This window comes from Corynebacterium aurimucosum ATCC 700975, from assembly GCF_000022905.1.
In the GTDB taxonomy this organism is placed as follows: domain Bacteria; phylum Actinomycetota; class Actinomycetes; order Mycobacteriales; family Mycobacteriaceae; genus Corynebacterium; species Corynebacterium aurimucosum_F.
Map to the genome: position 1 here is coordinate 1,687,940 of NC_012590.1, position 22,696 is coordinate 1,710,635.

A 22,696-nucleotide genomic window follows, 5' to 3' on the forward strand; every position below is an offset into this window, starting at 1 on the left:
GACCGCAGTCAGCAAGTCGAAGTAGAAGTATAGAGGCTGCCCAGCTTCGACATCAAATCATCGACGAAGCGCGCGTCATCCACCGCAACGGCCACGCGGGTGGTGGGATCATTAAGGCGTTCAGGGTCACCGATCGTGCGCCCGTTCCCCTCACACCGCAGATTCAGGTCGAGGCAGGTCACCAGCGAAGGATCGGCTGCCACTGCTACCGCCAAGGGATCGTGGAGCCCACAACCGCCAAGGTGCGGAGAGGTCGTCTTATAAGCACGTATGTAATAGTCCACGATGTCCGCGTAGATCCGGCCCGTCCGCGTGCCCCTCCACTGCTTCGTATGCTCCCTAGTGAGCAAGGTGCGCAGCGTGACATCGAGTCCCACCATCGTGAGGTCGTGCGCGTGGCGGAAAACATAGTCCGTGGCTTGGGGATCTTGGAAGACGTTAGCCTCGGCATAAGGAGTGACGTTCCCGGGTACGGTCAGCGCCCCGCCCATCATCACGATGCGGGCGTTGCGGGCAAAGTCCGGGTCCTCGCGCATGGCGGCCGCAATGCTTGTCGACGGCCCCGTCGGCACAATGACCAGATCCTCGCCATACTCACGGACCGAACGGAGAAGAAAGCCCACTGCATCCTCGTATGCCTTGCGCCGCGGCGGAGGCAGAAGTACTTCCCCAAGGCCATTGCGGCCATGGATGAAAGCAGAAATGGGAGCAACGCTAAAGCCCGGCCGCGTCGGACCGGTGAAGACGGGGACATCCTCGGCGTCGAGAAGCTCGAGCAACGCCAGCGAGTTGCGCACTCCCAATGCCACCGGCACGTTGCCATAGGTGCCCGTAACCCCGATCAGCTCGAGGTCGGGGTGCGCTAAAGCATAGGCGAGCGCAAGGGCGTCATCGATTCCGGTGTCGAGGTCGAGGATGATCTTCATTTAGGCCTCACGGGCAAGAATCTCACGGACTCGGGCAACGTCACGCTCCATAGCTGTGAGGAGCTCTTCGACTGAGTTGAATTTCTCCATGTCACGCACGTGGTCGACAAAGTGCACGGTGGCTTCGTGGCCGTAGAGGTCAGCGTCGCGATCCAGCACGAAGGACTCCACCGAACGCTCCTCGTCACCAAAGGTGGGGTTTGTGCCCACCGAGATAGCGGCTGGATAAGGAACGCCGGGTTCCATGTCACCTTCCAGAGGGGCACCGGTGGGCTCAACCACGAACCAGCCCGCGTAGACGCCATCGGCTGGAATGGCGACGGATTCCGGGAAGTACTGGTTGGCGGTCGGGAAACCAAGCTCTTTTCCGCCGCGTCCTGCACCGCGCACAACGGGCCCAGTCACCGTGAAATGACGCCCCAGCGCCCAATTGGCGCGCGCAATATCGCCCTTGGCAAGAGCGGCACGGATGTTGGTGGAGCAGATGCGCTCGCCGTCGTCGTCAAGCAGAGGCACGATGTCAACGCCGAAGCCGAGCTCGGCGCCGAATTCTGCCAACGCCTCCGCGGTGCCGGACGCACCCGCGCCAAAGGTGAAGTTCTCCCCTACCACGACGTGCTCTGTGTGCAAACGCCCCACCAAGAGATCCGTTACGTACTCACGCGGCTCGACGCCCCGGAGCTCCTCAGTGAAGTCGATGACGAGCACGGCCTCGATGCCCATCTCTTCCGCCAGCTGCATGCGGCGCTCAAAAGTAATCACGGAGAGCGGCGCGCGCTCCGGCAAGAATACGGTGACTGGGTGCGGATCGAAGGTCACCATGACCGCGCGCTGTCCATGTCTGCGCGCGTGCTCAACGGCCTTCGTCACGAGCTGTTGGTGCCCGCGGTGCAGGCCGTCGAAGACGCCGATTGTCACCGAGGTCGGGCCAAGGTCAGCTGGGATGCTATCGATTCCGTACCAAATATCCACGGGCACCATGCTATCCCACTGCGACCGGTGCCCTAGACTGCAGGGCATGACTGATCCGCTCGAACGTTCCGGCCTCGTGGTCGTCGATAAACCTGCCGGCATGACCTCGCACGACGTCGTGGGGAAACTGCGCCGTTTCTTCCGCACCCGCAAGGTAGGGCACGCAGGCACGCTTGATCCGATGGCTACTGGAGTGCTCGTCGTAGGCATCGAGCGCGGCACCAAGTTTCTTGCCCACATGGTGGCCTCCACCAAAGCTTATGACGCCACGATTCGCCTAGGCACGGCAACCCACACCGACGACGCGGAGGGGGAAGCAACGTGGGGCGAACCGGCAACCGCAGTCGAGGATTCCGCCATTGCGCGGGAAATTGCTGCCTTGACCGGCGATATTATGCAGCGCCCAGCAGCGGTGTCCGCTATCAAGGTGGATGGCAAACGCGCGCATGAAAGGGTGCGGGCAGGTGAAGAGGTCGAGCTTCCTGCTCGGCCAGTAACGGTCAGCCGCTTCGATATTCTCGCTACGCGCCGCGAGGGTGAGTTCATCGACCTCGACGTGTCCGTGGCCTGTTCTTCGGGAACCTATATCCGCTCGTTGGCTCGGGATTTGGGTGAGGCCCTCGGCGTCGGCGGGCACCTTACCGCGCTGCGCCGCACGGAGGTGGGGCCCTTTAGGCTTGACGACGCCCACCCCCTCGACGCCCTCGAAGACTCTCCGGAGTTGTCCTTAAGCCTCGACGAGGCGCTCGCGCGCAGCTATCCAGTCTTGGAAGTCACCGATGAAGAAGCCCAAGCTTTGGCCATGGGCAAGTGGCTGGAACCGCGTGGGTTGAAAGGCACCTATGCGGCCGTCGACCCGCAGGGACGGTCAATTGCCCTGATCCAGGAAAAAGGAAAGCGCTTAGCCACGGTTTTCGTCGCGCGCCCCTCGACGCTATAGCTGCCTGATTTAGCGGTCAAAATTGAGCGCCGGGACAGCGGTGGCGACGATGACATAGCCATCCCGGATAATCCAGTGCCCAGTAATGAAGGGCACCGGGGTCGGCCGCGCCAAGAGGTAGGACACCAGAGTGCCATCGAGGCGTAAATCGATTTCGGCTTGGTCAAAGTCCAGCCAGCGCCGAGTCATGGGGAACCACGTCTTGTAGGTGGCCTCCTTGGCGCAGAACAACAGGCGGTCCGGGCAGGAAATACCCGCCGCTTGCAACTGAGCCAGCTGCGGCATCTCCCCCGGCCGCGCAATCATCGTCAACACGTGTTCTGGCAGGGGCTCCGCTGGTTCGGCGTCAAGCCCCATGGAGCGCACGTGTGTGTCAGGAGCTGCCACGGCTGCGCGCAACCCTTCGGTGTGCGTCATCGATCCGGTATAGCCCTCCGGCCACAGCGGCATGCCGCGCTCGCCGCGCAGAATCGGCTCATCTCCCGTGTAGTTGAGCTCCTTCAAGGCTTGGTGGGCGCACCAGCGCGCATCCCCGAACTCGGATTTGCGCACGTCCACAGCCTGGGAGACCACGGAGCGCTCTTCTGGGGAGAGGTGATGATAGTTGAGGAGATTAGTCATCGACTCATCCGTGCGTACGTAGCAAAAACGAGCTGATTCCGGGAAGAGAGAAGGTTCAAGCATGCTCGGCCCTCCCCGTCTTCTCATCGATGGTGAGCACTGGATACGGCCACGGCTGAAGACCACCGTGAGCCTGCCACTCACGTGGATAGCCCAAGGACACCTCGATGTGGTCTACCCCATCGATGTTGGCGCGATTAGGCATGTGGAGGTGACCATAGATCACTGCCATAGCGTTATAGCGCCGCGGCCAGGAGCGCGTGTGGCGGGTGCCGCACCACAAGGCCACTTCGGGCCAACGCAAGTAGAGAGTCGGCTCCTGTACCAGCGGCCAGTGGTTGATAAGAACCGTTTCACCCTCGACCCGTGATAGCCGCTTGATCGAATAGGCCAGGCGGTCCCAGCACCACGCGCGAACATCGACGAAGGGGGCGATGGCAAATTCATCGGTCATGATGATCTGCTTCTCCTTCGCGCTCGCCAGCGCCTGTTCCACCGTGGTGCCTGGTGGACGGAAGCTGTAATCGTAGAGCGTAAACAGTGGGACCACGGTGACCCCTCCGAATACCGGAAACGGATCCTCCGGGGTAATCACGCCGATTTCCCGGCAGCCTTCGACGAGGCGATCGTATTTCGAGCGCCCCTGGTAGGCGTCCTGTCCGCGGGAGAAGAGCTCGTGGTTGCCGGGCACCCAAATGACGGTGGCGTAGCGGTTCTTTAGGCGCGCCAAGGTGTTGATAACAAGGTCAATGCGCTCGGCCACGTCGCCGGCAACAATCAGCCAATCGTTGGGGTTCGGCGGGACAAGTTCATCGATGCGGTCCCCGTTTACGCGCACTGCCGCGTGGAGATCGGAGACGGCCCACAGAGTGGTCATAGCGCCTCCTTCACACGAACAGTCCCTCTACTTCTACCACAGGCTTAGACCTGCGCCCACCGCATAGAGTAGAAACGACAGACCACGCCCACCATGCGAATGAGGATGAATGCGGCAATACCGCCCCACACCCCGGTCAGGCCGGTGCCGAAAACAAAGGCCAACCAGACGCCGGGCAGGAAGCCGAGGAGCACTGATGCGAGGGTCAGCGTGCGGAGGAAGGCCGCGTCCCCAGCCCCCAGGAGGACGCCGTCCAAGGCGAAGACGACGCCGCCAATAATGACGAGGAAGGTCATAACCCACCAGGGGCCGGAGATGACCTCTAGAACCTCCGGGCTCGTGGTAAAAATCCGTGGGATAAAAGCGGAGCCAAGGCCCAGTACCGCTGCCAGCGCGAGGGAGAAGGACGTCGAGTAGAGCGTTACCTTGGTTCCCACCGTGCGGGCATAGCGAGCTGATCCCGCTCCCAATGCCGCACCGGTCAAGGCTTGGGCAGCGATCGCGAGAGAATCCAGAACGAGGGACAGGAAGTTCCACATCTGCATCATGATTTGATGCGCGGCGAGCTGCGCCGTGCCGATACGTGAGGCCACAGCCGCCGCTGACAGAAACGCCACTTGGAAACTCAGCGAACGCACGATGAGGTCACGCCCCAACACGAGCTGCCGACGAACCACGCTCCAGCGAATCTCCCAGGAGCCAGTATGCTCGCGGCGCAGCTCTGCCACGAAGAACGCCGCGATGATCCCCATGCCCAGCACCGTGGCCAGTGCAGAGCCAGGCAGACCCCAGAAGTGCACGAAAATCGGCACCGCGATGGCGCCGGGAACCATGCCTGCAAGGGTGAAGTAGAGGGGCTTGCGGGTGTTTTGAACACCGCGCATCCAGCCGTTGCCGGCCATGTTGATGAGAGTAAAAGGAATGGCGACGGCCGCAATCCGCAGCCACTGTGCGGTCCCCCGCGCTGTATCCGGGTTACCCGTCAACCAGGTGGCAAAGACGCCGGCGAAGAGCCACATGATGACGGCGAGCACCATTCCAACGCCCACGGCAACCCACGTTGCTTGCACGCCCTCGGCGACGGCTTCCTCGCGCTTCCCCGCGCCGAACAGCCGTGACGCACGCGCGGTCGTGCCATAAGACAGGAAGGTTAATTGGGTGGTAACCACCGAATGGAGCGTGGCCGCTGCGCCAAGCGAGGCCAGATCCTCCGCCCCCAAACGGCCTACGACCGCGGTATCCAACAATAAATACAGCGGCATGGCCGCCAGAACGCCCAGAGCGGGGACGGCGAGGCGGAAGACCTCAGCGGCAGAAACCTTCACTGGTTGCTCGGAAGCCATCTAGGACAACGCACCTACCAGCTGCGCGATAACCTCCTCGGGCCTTCCGTGCGCGGTATAACCTGCGGCCGGAATATGCCCGCCGCCTCCAAAGGCGAGCGCCACCTCCGCACAGTTGACGGCGGAGGAACGCAGGGACACCGCCCAAACATCAGGCGCCTGCTCCTTGAAGACCACTCCGATGTCAGTGCCTTTCAAGGCCCGGACATAATCGACGAAAGATTCAATCGCGGAATCGGCGTGGGAGCTGACCTCCTCATGTGGGACGAAGAGAACAGCGAGGCGGTGCTCCCCTGCTTCCTCAATCCTGAGGCCTGAAAGCACACGTCCAATCATCTGCAGGTCATCGGCCGTGCTGGAATCCATGAGTTCCAACGCAATCTGCTTGGTGTCGAGACCATAGAGCATCAGGCGCGCGGCGATATCATGCATGGCTGGGCGGCCCCACCGGAAGTTACCGGTATCGGTGACTAGGCCCGCGTACAGGCAGTGCGCGATGACGCGATCGATTTGGATGGACAGCCTATCCAAGATGTCTAGGATCACCACCGTAGTCGACTCACATACCGGATCCACCACATTGATGGCTCCAAAACCATCGTTGGAGGCGTGGTGATCGATGCACAGCACGCGGCCCACGGCGGCCATTTCTTCGATCTCCCGGGCCACCGAACCCGTCCTATCTATCGAGCCGCAGTCCACAGTGACATAGAGGTCATAACCTTGTGGAAGCTCATCCACCAACTCGATCTCATCCACCGTGGGGATGGAAAACAGGTTGGCTGAAATATCACGGCGCTGGCCAATCACGGTACGGGTCTGTTTCCCACGCTGGCGGAGCGCCAGGGTAAGGGCGGCTGCCGAACCGACCGCGTCGGCGTCTGGGCGCAAATGCGTGATGATGCAAATGCTGCTGGCTTGCACCAGCGCATCCACTGCGGCTTCGTAGTTGGTTCGCGACACTTAGTCCTCTTCCTCGTCCGAGGTCTTGTACGGGTTCGCGTCGCCTGCGGGCTGTGCACCTTCCTTCAGCTTGGCTAGCTCCGCATCGCGGGCACGGGCGCGGGCGAGCAGCTCCTCCATGTGCGCCGAGGCCTCGGGGACGGTATCGAGCTCGAAGGACAGCGTCGGTGTAAAACGAACGGAGAGCTCATCACCCACAATCTTGCGCAATTGCCCCTTAGCCCTGGTGAGGGCTTCGGCCGCCTGGTCATAATCAGGCTCGGTCCCGATATCCGTACCACGCACCGTGTAGAACACGGTGGCGTCGTGGAGATCACCCGTGACCCGGGCATCCGTGATTGTCACCAGCTCAAGGCGGCGATCCTTGATTTGGCGCTCAATGGCACTGGCGACGATTGTCTGAATGCGCTTTGCCATGCGTGCGGCGCGTGCGTGATCAACCATGGTGAAGCTCCTTTACGTACGGTTACTGGCAACTAGTCTAGGATACCGATTCTGCACCTTTCGGCCGAAATGAGGAAAGCCCAGCCAGAATCTTTCCTGGCTGGGCTTTATTACCTGAGCTCAGCTATTAGCTGAAGAACTCGGTGGCGCTTAGTCGCGCGGGACCTCGACCTCTTCGTAGGCCTGGATGATATCGCCTACCTGAATATCCGGGTAGGACAGAACCATACCGCACTCGTAGCCGGCGTTGATCTCGTTTGCGTCATCCTTCTCGTGGCGCAGGGACTCGATCTTGGCATCGGAGGTAATGACGTTTCCGTCGCGGACCAGGCGTACCTTGCCATTGCGCTTGACCTTGCCCTCCGTGACCATACAACCGGCGATGGTGCCGACGGCGGAGGACTTGAACAGCGCGCGGATCTCTGCCGCACCGGTGTCGCGCTCCTCGTAGATGGGCTTGAGCATGCCCTTCAGAGCTGCCTCAACCTCTTCGATGGCACGGTAGATCACCGTGTAGTAGCGGATATCGACGCCCTCAGCGTTAGCTTCCTCGGTGGCCTTGCCCTCAGCGCGAACGTTGAAGGCGATGATGATGGCGTCCGAAGCTGCAGCCAGGGAGACGTTGGTCTGCGTTACCGCACCCACACCACGGTCGATGATGTTGAGCTGTACCTCGTCGTCGACCTCGATGTCCAACAGGGCATCTTCGAGGGCTTCCACGGAACCTGCGTTGTCGCCCTTGAGGATGAGGTTGAGCGTCGAGGTTTCCTTGAGCACTGCATCCAGGTCCTCGAGGGAGACACGCTTGCGAGCCTTTGCCTGCAGAGCAGAACGCTTACGAGCATCGCGCTGTGCAGCAATCTGGCGTGCCACGCGGTCATCCTCAACAACCAGGAGGTTGTCGCCGGCGCCAGGGACACCATTGAGACCCTGCACCTGAACCGGGCGGGACGGGCCGGCCTCTTCCACATCGTTGCCGAATTCATCGAGCATGCGGCGCACGCGTCCGTGTGCATCACCAACCACGATGGAATCACCAATGCGCAGCGTACCGCGCTGGATGATAACCGTAGCCACCGGACCGCGGCCGCGGTCGAGGTGGGCCTCGATGGCAGAGCCCTGTGCATCCATGTCCGGGTTAGCGGTGAGCTCCAAGGCAGCGTCCGCCGTCAAGATGACGGCTTCGAGCAGATCATCAATGTTGATGTTGTTCTTCGCGGAGATATCCACGAACATCGTGTCGCCACCGTACTCTTCCGGAACCAGTCCGTACTCAGTGAGCTGACCACGGATCTTGTCCGGGGAAGCTTCCGGCTTATCAATCTTGTTGACCGCGACGACCACAGGAATGTCAGCTGCCTTCGCGTGGTTGATTGCCTCGATGGTCTGCGGCATCACGCCATCATCAGCGGCAACCACCAGGATGGCCAAGTCGGTGGACTTAGCACCGCGGGCACGCATGGCGGTGAAGGCCTCGTGACCCGGGGTATCCAGGAAGGTGATGGTGCGAGGACCATCCTCCAGGTCCACCGTGGTTTGGTAGGCGCCGATGCCCTGGGTGATGCCACCGGCCTCGCCGGCACCTTCGTTGGTCTTACGAATGGTGTCCAGAAGGCGAGTCTTACCGTGGTCAACGTGACCCATCACGGTCACAACTGGCGGGCGCTTCTCAAGTGCCTCTTCGCCACCCTCGTCTTCGCCGAACTGCAGGTCGAAGGACTCGAGCAGCTCGCGGTCCTCATCCTCTGGGGAGACGACCTGAACCTCGTAGTTAATCTCCGAACCCAACAGCTGCAGGGTGTCTTCGGAGACAGAAGCCGTAGCAGTCACCATCTCACCGAGGTTGAACAGTGCCTGCACCAGTGCTGCAGGATCTGCACCAATCTTCTCAGCGAAGTCAGCCAGGGAAGCACCGCGACGCAGGCGTACGACCTTACCGCCGCCGTCAGGCAGACGTACGCCGCCTACCTCATGCTTCTGCTGCTCTTCAAACTCATGGCGCTTCTGACGCTTCGACTTCTTACCGCGACGCGGTGCGCCACCCGGACGGCCGAATGCACCAGCGGTGCCACCACGACGACCGCCGCGTCCACGGAAACCACCGTGGCCAGGACCACCGTGGCCGGGGCCGCCACCGCGGCCGCCGCGACCACGACCACCGCCGCCACTACCAGCGGCCTTCGACGGCATGCTGGCCGGGTTCGGGTGCGAAGGCATCATTGCCGGCGAAGGACGACGTCCTCCGCTGCGGTTGCCATCACCCTGCGGGCGTGCGCCGCCCTTGCCGCCACGGTTATCACCGGGCTTGCCAGCGGAACGCTGTCCCTTGGTACCGCCTGGGCGTGGTCCGGGGCTCGGACGATCGCTGGAGCTACCCGTGGAGAACGGGTTGTTGGCCACGCGGCGGGTCCCGCCAGGCTTCGGCATGCTGCGCGGAGTGACAGCGCGCTCGCTACCCTTCTCGGTATTCTTGCGCTGTGCTCCAGGCTTCGGTGCGCCACCGGGCTTTGGCGTGGCACCCGGCTTCGGTGCACCACCTGGCTTCGGTGCACCACCTGGCTTCGGAGCAGCACCGGGCTTGGGGGCAGCACTTGGCTTCGGGCCTGGCTTTGCCGCGGTGGCAGGCTTCTTTTCTGTCGGTTTCTTGGAAGCAGAAGCTGGGGTGGCTGCCGGCGCGTTCTTCTCCGCTGCTTTGTCTTCGCCACCCTTAGCTTCGTAGTGTGCGCGCATCTTCTTGATCACCGGGGGTTCGATGGTCGAGGATGCGGTCTTGACGAACTCGCCTTGTTCCTTCAGCGTGGCGAGTAGTTCCTTGCTGGTTACGCCGAGCTGCTTTGCCAACTCGTGTACACGTAGCTTTCCGGGCACTTGTCTCCTCTTTAATCTTTCTAGGAGCCAAGGCCGCGGAATACGGCCTGACCCCTAGTTAATGGCTATGGACTTTCATCGCTGATGCTGCTTCATGGTTGTGCGCTCATCAGTGTTCGGTCTTCCTTTTTAACTCTGGGTCGCACGGGCTGTTGCCCGCCGACTGCACCTGCTGCCTGGCAGCAAGGTACTCACGTACGTGACCTGTGTCCACGTCTGTGGACATTCGGAGCGCGCGCCTGAAGGCACGGGTTCGCTCCGCCAGCTCTACTGCTTCCAGATCAGGCCTTATCCACGCTCCCCTTCCGGGAAGGCGACGGCTGGGATCCGGAACGACACGGCGCCCTGAGGGATCACCCTTGTCGGCGACCACCCTCAGCAGTTCCGTGTCGGGATGCTTTTGACGCGTAGCGATACAGGTGCGGAGACGCTGTCCTTGAGACATCCAACTCCTTAGGTCATATCGCTACTGTTGCTACGCCACAGCATTCCTGCATGTGGGCCGTTGTCTAGTCTACGCTAAAATAGGCCAAACCTTTAATTCCACCGCAGGCTGCTCGGAAAGCTAATCCCGAGCGGCATCGGAGTGAATATCAATCTTCCATCCGGTCAGGCGAGCTGCGAGGCGAGCGTTCTGGCCTTCCTTGCCGATAGCGAGCGAAAGCTGGTAGTCCGGCACGGTTACCTTGGCCACCTGCGCTTCCTCGTCGAGGATTTCCACGCGCACGACCTTCGACGGGGCGAGAGCATTGCCCACGTACACGGCTGGGTCTTCGTTGAAGTCGATGATGTCAATCTTCTCACCACCGAGTTCACGCATCACGTTGCTGACGCGGGAGCCCTTCGGGCCGATACACGCACCCTTGGCGTTGAGGCCCTTGGCATGGCCGCGAACGGAGATCTTGGAGCGGTGGCCAGCCTCGCGAGCGATGGCGATAATCTCGACCGCACCGTCGGCGACCTCCGGAACCTCCAGCTCAAAGAGGCCGCGAACCAGCTCCGGGTGAGTACGAGACAACGTGATCTGCACCTTAGCGCCGTTACGGTTCACGCCCACGACATAGGCCTTGACGCGGTCACCGTGCTCGAGCTTCTCCCCCGGCAGCTGCTCAGCAGGCAACAGGAAAGCATCCTGGGAATCGTGTTCGGTGCCCAATTGCACCACAACGACGCCGCGATTGTTGGCGTGGATATCGCGCTGGACGACGCCCGACACCACCGTTCCGGTCAGCTCAGAATAGGAATCATAGGTTCGCTCAGCCTCGTTCTCTCGCAACTTGCGCAGGATGGCATCGCGGACCGCCTGCGCGCCGATGCGCCCAAAGTTGTCCGGGGTGTCGTCGTACTCGCTGATGACCTCTCCGGTCTCCCGATCACTTTCGGTCACGATGACAGTGACGGCGCCGCTGTCGGCGTCGATGTCTACGCGCGACTTCGTGCCTTCCGCCTTTGTCTCAGCGGATTCCGCACGGTGGTCCAGGTAGGAATACAAAAGGGCACCCGCGATAGCTTCGAGCAGGTCCTTCACGGGGACGCCGCGCTCGCGCTGAATTGTGCGGAGTGCCTCTAGGTCAATATTCACTTGTTAGTCCTCTCGGGTTGCCGAGTTCTGCTCGGCGAAGTCGAACGTCTGCATAGCCGCCTCCAGCTCCACGGCTGAAGGCTGAGCAAATTCAATTTCTACCACTGCACGGCTTAAGTTTTCCAATCGCTCAATCTGGTAACGCACCTCCTTCTTCACCATCGTGATAAGCGCCACGGATTCTTCGTCCTCAGACAGGGCGCCGATGCGGGCGACGCGAGTGGTTCCAGGTTCCTCGGCAAGCGCGTAACCAACGAGCCTTCCTTGGTTGCGGCGCCAATGGCGCGAGGCACTCAGCGGGAAGTCCACACCTGGCGTCGACACTTCCAAGGTGTAGCCCGCGCCAAAATTGAGGGTGCCCGCTTCCTCCTGGGCATCAAAGATCTCGGAAATCTCCTGCGAAAGTTCCTCAATAAGATCGGAGCTCGGGCGCTCATCGCCATCGATGCGGATGATGACCTGAGACTTCTTACCAGCTCGCGTGGTCTTCACATCTTCGATGTCGAGGCCGCGTGCGGCGGCGACAGGCTGCAGAATTTCGGTTAGTTGCGCGGGTGTTGGGAATGCCATGCGCTCTAGACTAGGTCACCCGGGTAGGGTCTATCGCGTGAACCGCCGAGTAGTTGTCCCCACCCTGCTTGCTTGCGCTGCCCCCTGGCTGGGCGGCTGCCAAGCCACCGACGCGATCGTGGATTATTTTGGCCCCCACGCAGACCCCACCCTCACGTCGCTTGCTCAAGCCGCCAGCGCGGATGCTCTCGCCTTGGAAGAGCTTGATGCGGATGCCGCAGCCCTGCGCGCGCAGCACGCAGACGAGCTTTACTCCGAAATTGAGCGCCTCTGCGGCCGCGACGAGGAAGGACACGTTCCGCGCTCCTGCGAAGTGAATCGTGAGGGTGAAGCACACGAGGCCACTGATGCGGCTGCCGTGCTCGCCGCAGCTTCTTCATCGACTGAAGAGCAGCTTGACGCAGTCTCCCCGGAATCTCGGCCCTTGCTCGTCGCCCAAGCCATCGCAATGGAGGCCCGCTCCACCGATGAACCGGGCGCTGTGCCGGAGCTGACGGAGGATGACGCTGACCTCGCCACCGAACTTTTGGACTGGGAATACCAGCAGGTGTATGCCTTGGACTTTGCTCGTTCCTATGTCACACCTGACGTCGAAGAGCTGGTTGATGAGCGCCTCGCTCTGCACGAGAACCGCGTCCTCGCGCTCCAAGAAGCAGTAGCCAAAATCGGACCAGTGCCACAGCCCGCAGCGGCCTACACCTCGTCGTCCGGTGAGCTGCCCGTAGACGCCGCCTCAGCGCGCGCGTTCCTTGACTACGTCGCGCATAGTGACGCGGTGACATGGGCCTCCGCCGCCTCACAGGAGGTGCCCGACCAAGCGGCACCCAATGCTGAATGGCGAAGCTGGCTTATTTCTGTAGCCGCCCAATCTCACCGCATCAGTGCAGCTTAATTCCTCCCTCGCGGGCTCGATTTTCCTGAGCTACCGACGTTTGGCGTTCTTTTCGGCGTACAGCGACCAGGCATAGCGCATGACCGGAATCTGCAACGGCAGACGCACCGCGTGGTAGATCTTCTTGCCGGTTGATGCCTTGCCGCTTTCTAAGTCCCTGTAGGCCTGGTAGAAGTTCGCCGGCCACACGGCGGCGAACAAAGCTAGGGCTGAAAGGCCGCCTGCAGGTCGCGTCGATGGGTTCGCCAGGAGTGCACCGGTCACCACTTCCCAGGCCCCAGAGGTGAAGTTGTAGAAGCGAGCCGACCCTGGAAGTTGTGGTGGGATGATGGACTCGAAGGGCTTCGGCTTAGCAAAATGCAGCACTCCCATGGCAGAGAGTGCTGCAGCCATTGAATATGTCAGTGCGGGGTTGTGAGAACTCATACCCGCGAGACTACGCGCTTAACGCACCTAGCCGCGGATGAGCTCCGTTAAGGTGTCCACGATGGAGTCTGCGGGGACCTCACGGGTTTCGCCGCCACGGATGCGCAACTCAATGATGCCATCAGCGAAAGCGCGGCCCAGGATGGCGATGAACGGCATGCCCAGGAGCTCGGCATCCTTGAACTTCACGCCCGGGGAGACCTTGGGGCGGTCGTCGTACAGCACCTCGATGCCTGCGCGATCCAGATCCTCGACCAGCTTCTGACCTGCTTCGAGGGCAGCGGCGTCCTTGTTCGCTACGGCCACGTGCACCTGGTACGGGGCCACGGCCACTGGCCAGTTGAGGCCCTTCTCATCGTGGCGTTGCTCCGCCAGCACGGCGAGCATGCGCGTCACACCAATGCCGTAGGAGCCCATGGTCGGCACGGCGCGCTTGCCGTTCTCATCCAGAATCTGAACATCGAAAGCCTCGGTGTACTTGCGGCCCAACTGGAAGATGTGCCCTAACTCGATACCGCGCTCCAGCGTCAGCGTTCCCTGCCCATTCGGCGCCGGATCGCCTTCCTTGACCTCGGCGGCCTCGATGAACTCATCCACGGTGAAGTCGCGGCCAGCCACCAGTCCGACGACGTGGCGCTGCGGGGCATCCGCGCCGGTAATCCAGGAGGTACCGGAAACCACGCGCGGGTCAGCATAAACCTTCACGTCGTGGGCATTCAGGACACGCGGTCCGACATAGCCCTTGACCAGGAAGGAGTTCTTCTTGAAGTCACCCTCACCGGCGAGCTCAAACTCAGCCGGCTCGAGAGAAGCCTCCAGGCGCTTCTCATCCAAGGCGCGATCGCCCGGAATAAGAACAGCGGCGAGCTCCCATTCCTTCTCTTCCTCCGTGGCTGCGGGGGCGGCCACCTTGATCATCATGCACTTGAGGGTGTCCGCTGCGGTGACCTCGCGGCCGTCGACAGTAATGCCGGCACCCTTAGCCCACTCCACCAAAGACTCAATGGTCTCGGATTTCGGAGTCTCATGCTCCTGTGCCTCCGGCAGGCCCTCGAAGGAGATTTCCTCCGGTGCCTGGGTCACCACTGCTTCCACGTTGGCGGCGTATTCGCCCTCCGTGGCGCGCACGAAGGTATCTTCGCCTACCTCAGATACGGCGAGGAATTCCTCAGAGGCCGAACCACCCATCGCACCAGAGGTGGCCTTGCAAATCGCGTAATCGATCTCCAGGCGGTCAAAAATGTTCTGGTAAGCCTTGCGGTGGCGGGCATAGGACTCATCGAGCCCCTCATCCGTCATGTCGAAGGAATAGGAATCCTTCATGGTGAACTCGCGGCCGCGCAGCACGCCGGCACGCGGGCGCTCCTCATCGCGGTACTTCGTCTGGATCTGGTAGAGCGTGACTGGGAAATCCTTGTAGGAGGAGTACATATCCTTCACCGCAGTGGTGAACATCTCCTCGTGGGTCGGGCCCAGCAGCATGTCCGCACCCTTGCGGTCCTTGAGACGGAACAGGTTATCGCCGTATTCCGTCCAGCGGTTCGACTCCTCGTAAGGCTCGCGCGGCAGCAGCGCCGGGAAGAGCATCTCCTGGCCGCCGATGGCGTTCATCTCCTGACGGATAACGTCTTCAATCTTGCGCATGGCACGCAGCCCCAGTGGCAGCCAGGTGTATACACCCGGCGCGACGCGGCGCACATAACCTGCGCGGACGAGAAGCTTGTGGCTGGGGACTTCGGCATCAGCCGGATCCTCACGAAGAGTGCGGAGGAAAAGCTCAGATAGACGTGTAATCATGGTTGCTCAGTTTACATCGCTAGCATGTAGCCATGCTGATCATCCTCCCTCCTTCTGAGACCAAAGCACACGGCGGCAGCGGCGCAGCCCTGAACTGGGACGAGCTTTCCTTTTCCGCGCTGAACCCGATCCGCCAAGAAATCGCCGCAGAGTTGTCATCCCTCGACGTCGATGAAGCGCTGGAGGTGCTCAAACTCTCTGAGAAGCTGCGCGGGGAAGCCGAGTCTAACCGCGAGTTGGCATCCTCCCCAACCATGCCCGCGCTGGAGCGTTTCACCGGCGTGCTGTACGACGCCCTCGACGCCCCCACCCTCCCCCCGGAAGCGCGGCGCTACCTCGCCGTGGGCGATGCGTTATTTGGTCTAGTGCGCGCCGATGACCTCATCCCCCACTACCGGCTTTCCGGTGGCACCAAGTTGGGTGGGCGCACATTGAAGTCACGCTGGGGTACGGCCATCACCGATGAGCTGCGCGCGCTTGTCGACGCTGACGAGTTCCTCATCGACATGCGCTCGGGCACCTACCAACAACTGGGCAAGCTCAAGGACGCCGCCACCGTGCGCGTGGAGTCAGTGCAAGAGGATGGCTCCCGGAAGGTGGTCTCTCACTTCAACAAGCACTACAAGGGAGAGCTCGCCCGCGTGCTGGCCCTGCAGGGCGAGAATGTCTCCTCCCTCGAGAATGCCGCCCGCGTAGCCCAGGAGGCGGGCATGAGCACCGAACTGCGCGGCACCGAGCTGGTGCTCGTGGTCTAGCTTCCCCCTAAACCAATGGGTTATAGCGCAAACTATTGCGCTTGAGCTCGCACTCGGTAGCGATAGCGATACCGGAGGCAATCTCGCCGCGCTCGCGAAGGCGGAACATGGCGTCCACGACGCGATCACGCAATCCCCACGGGTCGATGGTGTTGATATAGACCTTCGTGCCGCCCTCGAAGCCTGCCAATGTGGACACGCGCAGCTTGATCATGACGCGCCATGGTTGCGGCAGATCCACGCTGGGTGGGCGGTGGTGCCATTCTTCATTGCAGGCCACGTCCGGCCCCACCGCGGCGTGGGCTGCGTGGATCAGATCCGACATTCCACGTACTTCATCCGGGTTCTGGTCCCACGGCTCGCAGCGCGGTGACTTGGAGAAGATCTCCAGCGTGGGATAGCGGTGGCCAAATCCGGCGAAGAGCACCGCATAATCATTTTCTGCGATGACGAGGTTGCGTTTTGCCGCATAGCCCACAGCCCAATCGTTGTACATGTTGGGGTGCGCCCGCAGAATCGCATTTTCCTGGTGGGCGGCCATACCCAGGGCGTCAATCGCGACGAGCTGCTTGTGCAGGTGGTCGAAGGACGCACCCGCCGGCGCTAGCCAGTTCTGGAACACGGCGACATAAGAGGCGTAGCGGTTGCGCTGATAGAGCTCTCGCGTCGATTCCGCAGTAAATGTTGTCAGCAGGTAGTGCTCATCGGGGCTCAGCGTGCCGGAGGAGGCTAGCTGACTGTCATCGACCGCCCCATCCGCGAAGTGCCGCGAGGAGATAATGACATCATGTCCGCCGCCGAAGAAACCATCGGCGAGGGCGAGCAAAGAATCGTCATCCAGCGCGGCATCCTTGCCCGCTGCCTTGAGCTTGGTGCGCACCACATTGAGTACGTGCAGGCGCCCAGCCTCGTCAGCCTCGTAGCTTTCTTTGTGACGAGCCAGGTCTGGGTCCATGGTGAAGCCATAGTTCTCGTGCCAGTAGTCATAAGACACGATTTCAAAAAGGTTCGGAACGCGGCGAAACAGCGGCTGAGAATTATCCAGCTCGTGTGGAAGAAGGCCGCGCTGAATCTCCCCCGAGGCCAAGATGCGGGACTTTTCCGGTGGGGTATCCAACATGCGGCCTGAGCAAAAGGCACAGCTGTGTGTCAAGGCATCGGGGCCCAGCGGCTGCGGGTCCTTCGCCGGATGAGAGAGCGGGCGATTGCCACGTCCCGGCACCGTCCACACCTCCGTTCCGGAGAAAGGGTTGACCTGTTTGACGGTCCCATCCGCCATGGTCTGGATAGGTTCAACGCGGCTAAAAAGTGCTTCGCTCATGCAGCCCAGCGTAGACCTCCCCGCCTGCCGGTGCGACTAGACTTAGGCCCCATGCAGCACCGATTCTTTGAAGTAGATGTCTTCGCCACTGGGCCGTTTACCGGTAATCCCCTCGCCGTGGTTGCGGATGCCGATGACTTGAGCACCGAAGAGATGCAGCGCATCGCACACTGGACCAATTTCTCCGAGACGACGTTCCTGTGCTCGCCTACAGATCCAGGCGCGGACTACCGCGTGCGGATCTTCACCCCTTACGAAGAGTTCCCCTTCGCCGGCCACCCCACGCTGGGCAGCGCGCGCGTCGCGGCGGAGCTATTAGGAAAGAGCGGGACCTTGATTCAGGAATGCGGTGTCGGCTTAGTCACCGTGCGCCAGGACGAGGGTCGCTTCGCCTTCGCCACCCCGCCCTTGCTGCGCCACGGGCAACTGAGTGAGGCTGAGCGCTCCGAAGCAGCCGCCGTACTCGGAATCGACGAAGAGACAATCGTTGACTCCGGCTGGGTGGACAACGGGCCTGGCTGGCGCTTGGTCCAGCTCGAGTCTGCTGAGGCCGTGCGGAATCTTCGCCCCACGCCCACCCCCGGCGTCAAGGTCGGCGTGATCGGCCTCACCGGGGATGTGGAGCCAGCCTATGAGGTTCGCGCCATCACCGGGCAATTCGAGGACCCCGTCACCGGTTCCTTCAACGGCGGCGCTGCCCAGTTCCTCCGCACCAAGGGCGCCGTTCCTGCCCGCTATACCGCGGCACAAGGCAGTCAGGTAGGCCGCGATGGCCGCGTCTTTATCGACGATGACGGGTACGAGCTCTGGGTAGGCGGCAACGTTCACGTTCGCGTGCGCGGAACCCTGGGGTCCTGCGATGACTGAACAGACCCTGCCTTTTGAGCTGCACAATGATTTTACTCAACGCTTGCCACAGATGGTCACGGCAAGCCGCGGGGAAGAACAGCCAGCGGCGCGATTGGTGGTGCTCAACGAAGAACTAGCCACCGAGCTCGGCCTCGATCCTGACTGGCTGCGCAGCGAGGACGGAATAGAGTTTCTCCTCGGCCGCGGGCCAGTTACTCCCCACGCGATGGCCTACGCCGGCTTTCAGTTCGGCCAATACAACCCAACAATGGGTGATGGCCGCGCTCTCCTCTTGGGCGAAGTCACCGGCCCCGCCACGCCTCACAACCCCACGGGCCTCTGGGATCTGCATGCCAAGGGCACGGGGCTGACCCCTTACTCACGCTATGGATCTGATGGGCGCGGCACGCTGCGCTCAATGCTGCGTGAGTATCTCTTTTCCGAGTCGATGCATGCCCTAGGTGTGCCCACCACGCGTTCTCTGGCAGTCCTCGCCACTGGGCGCCCCATCCAGCGCCAGATGGTGGAGGAGGCAGGGGTACTCGTGCGGGTGGCCGCAAGCCACATCCGTGTCGGATCCTTCCACTTTGCCGCGCACTCGCAGGTGCCCGGGTTACTCCAACAGCTCGCCGCCTACACCAGTGAACGCCACTACCCCGGCGCCGACTGCCGGGAGCTATTCACTCACGTCATGGAGGCACAAGCGGCGACAATCGCCGGGTGGATGCAGCTGGGCTTCATTCACGGCGTAATGAACACCGATAACACCACGTTATCGGGCGAAACCATTGACTATGGCCCCTGCGCGTTCATGGAACGCTTCGACCCCAACACTTGGTTTAGCTCTATCGACACGCAGGGACGCTACCGCTTTGAGCGCCAGCCCGACATGTTGGGCTGGAACCTTGCGCGATTGGCGGAGTCACTGCTTCCGCTTATCGACGACTCCCCTGACAACGCCCTCACCTGGGCGCAAGAGGCCATCGATACCTTTGGCGAACGTTATGAGAGGGCCCGCCGCCGAGAGGCACAGCGCCGCCTGCAGATGCCCGACGAGCTTTTCCAGGATTACAGCGCTGCCCTCGCGCAGGCCGCCCCGGACCTGACACAGGCCAACCGCAGCCTCGTCAGCGCCGCGGCGGGTGAACCTGCGGCGGCCTATGCAGAGTTCGAGGATCGGAGTTTCGTTGATGCCTACTGCGCAAGTGGCCCTGACATCAAGCTCCTAGACCAGACCGTGCCGCGCGTGATTCCCCGGCCGCGGCTGGTTGAAAACGCTCTGGGCGATGCCGAAGAGTTCGCCCGTCTTCTGCACGCCACCACGCGTCCTTTTAATGCTGCGCCGGAGTATGAGCAGCCCGGTGGTACGGAAGGTTATCTCACCTACTGTGGAACCTAGGAGCCTAGAGCGCAGAAGCAGAAGGAAACACACCACCGCCCCGAGGTCTCCGTAGGAAAGGAAACGGAGTCTCGGGGCGGCGGTGCGTCTCTATCTTTCACTGCCACGCTCCCGGTCGGTTTCTCAGGCCGACCGCCCCGCGTGGCTGGGGTTCTCTCTATCTCTCTCGCATGCGCTCTCTCAAACGCACACCATCATTATGGGGCGTTGTCCTTGGCGAAGCGTTCCGGTGCACTGAACGCTTCCTGCCAATTACTGAGAATTACCTGCGAGGGAATCGCCGACAAGGCGAAGAGCGAATTACTTGGACTCAAGCTGCAGCGTCTTCTGCGTGTACTCCCACATCTCGTTGTAGAGCTTCTTGTCCTTGGAGAGCTTGGTGCCGTAGGACGGAATCATCTCCTGAATCTTATCGCCCCACTGGATCATGTTCTCACCGAAGCAGCGCTCCAGCAGCTCAATCATGATGGCCGGGGTGATGGAAGCACCCGGGGAAGCGCCAAGCAGACCAGCGATGTTGCCTTCTGGGTTGTTGATGAGGGTGGTACCGAACTCCAAGGAGCCGAACTGCGGTGCACCCGCCGGCTTAATCACCTGAACACGCTGGCCGGCGATAACAGTCTCCCAATCAGCCGGGTCAGCGCTCGGGACGTATTCCTTCAGGGTTTCAACGCGCTTGTCGAAGTCCTTGAGGACCTCGGTCACCAGGTACTTGGTCAGACCAAACTCCTGTGCAGCCACACCCAGGTAAGAGGTGATGTTGTCCGGACGGATGGACTTAAACAGGTCCAGGTAGGAGCCCTTCTTCAGGAACTTCGGGGACCAGCCACCGTAGGGGCCAAACAGCAGGCCTTCTTCACCGTCGATAACACGGGTGTCCAAGTGCGGCACGGACATCGGCGGAGCGCCCACAGCAGCCTTGCCATACACCTTGGCGTGGTGCTGCTTGACAAGCTCCGGGTTCTTGGAACGCAGCCACAGGCCCGAAACCGGGAAACCGGCGAAACCAGAAACCTCACGGACACCAGCCTTACGCAGCAGGTCGAGTGCGTAACCGCCGGCACCGACGAAGACGAACTTGGCGTGGACAGCTTGGTAGTCACCGGTGTGCAGGTTCTTTGCCACCACGCGCCACTTGGAGCCCTCACGCTTGATATCAACGACCTCGTGGCCATAACGGATCTCGGTGCCGGCAGCCTTAGCGGCAGTGAAGAACTGCTTAGCCAGGGCGCCAAAGTTGACGTCGGTGCCCGCATCGGTCCAAGAGATGGCAACCTTCTGGGAGTTGAAGTCACGGCCCTGGGACATCAGGGGCAGCTTCTCCTGGAAGGTGGCGTCATCGTCGCTGAACTGCATGTTCGGGAACATGTGGTTATCCTTCAGTGCGTCGAAACGGCGCTTCAGGTAATCCACCTGGATGGAGCCCTGGGCAAAGGACACATGCGGAACTGGGTTGATGAAGGCCTTCGGGTCCGTCAGGATGCCATTGTTGAGCTGGTGGGACCAGAACTGGCGAGAAACCTGGAACTTCTCATTGATGTTCAAAGCCTTGGAGATATCAATGCGGCCGTTCTTCTCCGGGGTGTAGTTCAGCTCGCACAGCGCGGAGTGACCCGTACCGGCGTTGTTCCACGGCGAAGAAGACTCAAGGGCAGGCCCATCCAGGCGCTCGAAGACCATTTGGGTCCAGCTGGGCTCGAGCTCACGCAGCATGGCGCCGAGGGTGGCGCTCATAATACCTGCACCAATGAGTGCGACCTCAACCTCGTCTACTACTTGTGCTGTCTTCTTATCGGAGGACACTGTACTTATTACCTCTTTGAGTCGATATATTCGTTGTGGTCAAGTGCCCGGCGCATGTGGGTGCACAGGGCGCGGTGAGAAGCGCTCGACGATGCTAGGAAGCAAACCGGCATACAGACCTCCCCTGCGGGAGGTCCGTCAAGCATTGATTCCACCTTACGCCCCTTGCCGCAAAATAGGCATTCCTGGGAGAATAAATGCCCGAATCCGAGTCCACTACCCCATTCGTGGTGCAGGACATCTGCCGCTAGCACTCCACCCCGCCCGATGTACCTGGCTGCACGGCCTATCATGAGCTCCATGACATATGACGAACTCAAATGGACAGAAGATTTCCTCGGGCCCGATTTCCAAGCCACCACCCTTGAACTCGGCGCCGACCCTGATGGCGAGGGCGATGTGTGCGCGACGCTCTTGCGCTACTGCCCTGACACGGATGCCCACGATGACCGCCCCGCCCTGGTGTGGGTCCATGGCATGACGGATTACTTCTTTCACGATCACGTGGCGCGCTATTTCTATGATCTCGGCTATGCCTTTTATGCTCTCGACCTGCGCAAGTGCGGGCGCTCCCGGAGGGACGGCCAAACCTGGCATTACATCAGCGATATGAAGAATTACGACGCCGACCTCAACGCGGCTCTCGACGCCCTCCCCAACCAGCGTGTCGTCATCGTGGGCCACTCCACCGCCGGCACCATCATCGCACTCTGGCTTGATCGCCTTCGCCGCCAGGACCGCGAACGTTTCAACCGCATCTCCGGTGTCGTCTTCAACAGCCCCTGGTTGGCCATGATGGGAATGGCGGATAAGACTTATGAGCTGCTCAAGCACGTTATCTATTCCGGCGCTGCCATCGCCCCAAAGTTCCCGATTCCCGGAGGCGATCTCACTGCCTACGGGGAATCTATCCATTCCGAAGAACAGGGTGACTGGGATTTCGATCGTCGCTTCAAGCCGCTGGGCGGGCACCCGAAATACCTGGGCTGGGTAGCAGCAGTCTTCCGTGGCTTCGACGCGATCCATTCCGGCCGCATCGACATGGGACTCCCACTGCTGACCATGACTTCAGGGCGTTCCGAGCTCAATCAGGCTTATAGCGAATCCTCTAACACCGCTGATGTTGTTGTGGACGTACGCCAAAGCCAGCGATGGGCCAAGGAGCTCAGCGCTCGCTATACGCTCCACGTTGTAAATAATGGGCGCCACGATCTCTTTCTTTCCCGCCCCGAACCGCTGCAGGAAGCCCTCTCCACCACCGCGGAATGGCTGCGCGCCGTGGTCCCAGTTGAGACGGTTTAGACTCGCTCACCTCGCGCTTTTCAACCTGCACGGGTTGCGGCTAGGC

General features: G+C 61.3%; 21 protein-coding genes. 6 read left to right on the forward strand and 15 right to left on the reverse strand.

The window, feature by feature from the left end:
- Window positions 1-8: 8 nt before the first annotated feature.
- Both CAURI_RS07965 and CAURI_RS07970 read right to left on the reverse strand, forming a co-directional pair.
- On the reverse strand, window positions 9-926 hold the full coding sequence (locus CAURI_RS07965; protein ID WP_010190319.1) for a nucleoside hydrolase: 918 nt from the start codon (window positions 924-926) through the stop codon (window positions 9-11).
- Window positions 927-1,907 carry a bifunctional riboflavin kinase/FAD synthetase gene (locus CAURI_RS07970; protein ID WP_010190321.1) on the reverse strand — a complete coding sequence of 327 codons (981 nt, stop codon included), beginning with the start codon at window positions 1,905-1,907 and terminating at the stop codon, window positions 927-929.
- 37 nt (window positions 1,908-1,944) lie between these two features.
- Between CAURI_RS07970 and truB the strand changes: the two genes are divergently transcribed.
- Window positions 1,945-2,838, forward strand: coding sequence for a tRNA pseudouridine(55) synthase TruB (gene truB / locus CAURI_RS07975; RefSeq protein ID WP_010190323.1), 894 nt, complete (start codon window positions 1,945-1,947; stop codon window positions 2,836-2,838).
- 9 nt (window positions 2,839-2,847) lie between these two features.
- Here the strand turns inward: truB and CAURI_RS07980 are convergent, their stop codons facing one another.
- The 9 genes from CAURI_RS07980 to rimP all read right to left on the reverse strand — a co-directional run bounded on the left by CAURI_RS07980 (window position 2,848) and on the right by rimP (window position 12,106).
- Window positions 2,848-3,522: a 4'-phosphopantetheinyl transferase family protein gene (locus tag CAURI_RS07980; protein ID WP_012715109.1), complete on the reverse strand. Its 675-nt coding sequence runs from the start codon at window positions 3,520-3,522 to the stop codon at window positions 2,848-2,850.
- Window positions 3,515-4,336, reverse strand: coding sequence for a metallophosphoesterase family protein (locus tag CAURI_RS07985; protein WP_010190328.1), 822 nt, complete (start codon window positions 4,334-4,336; stop codon window positions 3,515-3,517). The genes CAURI_RS07980 and CAURI_RS07985 overlap by 8 nt, the downstream gene beginning before the upstream one ends.
- Before the next feature lie 44 nt (window positions 4,337-4,380).
- A complete protein-coding gene (locus CAURI_RS07990) occupies window positions 4,381-5,679 on the reverse strand; it encodes an MATE family efflux transporter (protein ID WP_010190329.1) in 1,299 nt (432 codons plus the stop codon).
- Complete coding sequence (locus CAURI_RS07995; protein WP_010190330.1) at window positions 5,680-6,642, reverse strand: DHH family phosphoesterase; 963 nt, start codon at window positions 6,640-6,642, stop codon at window positions 5,680-5,682. It abuts the gene before it with no gap.
- Window positions 6,643-7,086, reverse strand: coding sequence for a 30S ribosome-binding factor RbfA (gene rbfA / locus CAURI_RS08000; RefSeq protein ID WP_010190331.1), 444 nt, complete (start codon window positions 7,084-7,086; stop codon window positions 6,643-6,645). It abuts the gene before it with no gap.
- Window positions 7,087-7,236: 150 nt separating this feature from the next.
- A complete protein-coding gene (gene infB / locus CAURI_RS08005) occupies window positions 7,237-9,954 on the reverse strand; it encodes a translation initiation factor IF-2 (RefSeq protein WP_010190332.1) in 2,718 nt (905 codons plus the stop codon).
- Window positions 9,955-10,063: 109 nt separating this feature from the next.
- Window positions 10,064-10,399 carry a YlxR family protein gene (locus tag CAURI_RS08010; protein ID WP_010190334.1) on the reverse strand — a complete coding sequence of 112 codons (336 nt, stop codon included), beginning with the start codon at window positions 10,397-10,399 and terminating at the stop codon, window positions 10,064-10,066.
- Between the two features lie 120 nt (window positions 10,400-10,519).
- Window positions 10,520-11,536: a transcription termination factor NusA gene (gene nusA, locus CAURI_RS08015; RefSeq protein ID WP_010190336.1), complete on the reverse strand. Its 1,017-nt coding sequence runs from the start codon at window positions 11,534-11,536 to the stop codon at window positions 10,520-10,522.
- A 3-nt stretch (window positions 11,537-11,539) separates the two neighbouring features.
- Window positions 11,540-12,106, reverse strand: a complete 567-nt coding sequence (gene rimP / locus CAURI_RS08020; protein WP_010190338.1) for a ribosome maturation factor RimP — start codon at window positions 12,104-12,106, stop codon at window positions 11,540-11,542.
- Window positions 12,107-12,143: 37 nt separating this feature from the next.
- Between rimP and CAURI_RS08025 the strand changes: the two genes are divergently transcribed.
- Window positions 12,144-12,998 (forward strand): hypothetical protein, encoded by an 855-nt coding sequence (locus tag CAURI_RS08025; RefSeq protein ID WP_010190340.1) that lies wholly within the window; start codon window positions 12,144-12,146, stop codon window positions 12,996-12,998.
- A 30-nt stretch (window positions 12,999-13,028) separates the two neighbouring features.
- On the opposite strand, the gene CAURI_RS08030 is transcribed toward CAURI_RS08025, so the two are convergent.
- Together CAURI_RS08030 and CAURI_RS08035 are read right to left on the reverse strand one after the other, a co-directional pair.
- Window positions 13,029-13,424 (reverse strand): DoxX family protein, encoded by a 396-nt coding sequence (locus CAURI_RS08030; RefSeq protein WP_012715110.1) that lies wholly within the window; start codon window positions 13,422-13,424, stop codon window positions 13,029-13,031.
- A 27-nt stretch (window positions 13,425-13,451) separates the two neighbouring features.
- Window positions 13,452-15,221, reverse strand: coding sequence for a proline--tRNA ligase (locus tag CAURI_RS08035; RefSeq protein WP_010190344.1), 1,770 nt, complete (start codon window positions 15,219-15,221; stop codon window positions 13,452-13,454).
- Window positions 15,222-15,253: 32 nt separating this feature from the next.
- Here CAURI_RS08035 and yaaA point away from each other — a divergent pair, with 32 nt between their 5' ends.
- Window positions 15,254-15,976, forward strand: a complete 723-nt coding sequence (gene yaaA / locus CAURI_RS08040) for a peroxide stress protein YaaA (RefSeq protein ID WP_010190346.1) — start codon at window positions 15,254-15,256, stop codon at window positions 15,974-15,976.
- A 7-nt stretch (window positions 15,977-15,983) separates the two neighbouring features.
- Here the strand turns inward: yaaA and CAURI_RS08045 are convergent, their stop codons facing one another.
- Window positions 15,984-17,297: a DUF4921 family protein gene (locus tag CAURI_RS08045; RefSeq protein ID WP_010190348.1), complete on the reverse strand. Its 1,314-nt coding sequence runs from the start codon at window positions 17,295-17,297 to the stop codon at window positions 15,984-15,986.
- A gap of 51 nt (window positions 17,298-17,348) precedes the next feature.
- Here CAURI_RS08045 and CAURI_RS08050 point away from each other — a divergent pair, with 51 nt between their 5' ends.
- Both CAURI_RS08050 and CAURI_RS08055 read left to right on the forward strand, forming a co-directional pair.
- Window positions 17,349-18,164: a PhzF family phenazine biosynthesis protein gene (locus CAURI_RS08050; RefSeq protein WP_010190350.1), complete on the forward strand. Its 816-nt coding sequence runs from the start codon at window positions 17,349-17,351 to the stop codon at window positions 18,162-18,164.
- Window positions 18,157-19,545: a protein adenylyltransferase SelO family protein gene (locus CAURI_RS08055; RefSeq protein WP_010190352.1), complete on the forward strand. Its 1,389-nt coding sequence runs from the start codon at window positions 18,157-18,159 to the stop codon at window positions 19,543-19,545. Before CAURI_RS08050 ends, CAURI_RS08055 begins: the two co-directional genes overlap by 8 nt.
- A 300-nt stretch (window positions 19,546-19,845) precedes the next feature.
- Here the strand turns inward: CAURI_RS08055 and mqo are convergent, their stop codons facing one another.
- Window positions 19,846-21,348 (reverse strand): malate dehydrogenase (quinone), encoded by a 1,503-nt coding sequence (mqo, locus tag CAURI_RS08060; protein WP_010190354.1) that lies wholly within the window; start codon window positions 21,346-21,348, stop codon window positions 19,846-19,848.
- Window positions 21,349-21,615: 267 nt separating this feature from the next.
- Between mqo and CAURI_RS08065 the strand changes: the two genes are divergently transcribed.
- Window positions 21,616-22,650 carry an alpha/beta hydrolase gene (locus CAURI_RS08065; RefSeq protein WP_010190355.1) on the forward strand — a complete coding sequence of 345 codons (1,035 nt, stop codon included), beginning with the start codon at window positions 21,616-21,618 and terminating at the stop codon, window positions 22,648-22,650.
- Window positions 22,651-22,696: the final 46 nt, after the last annotated feature.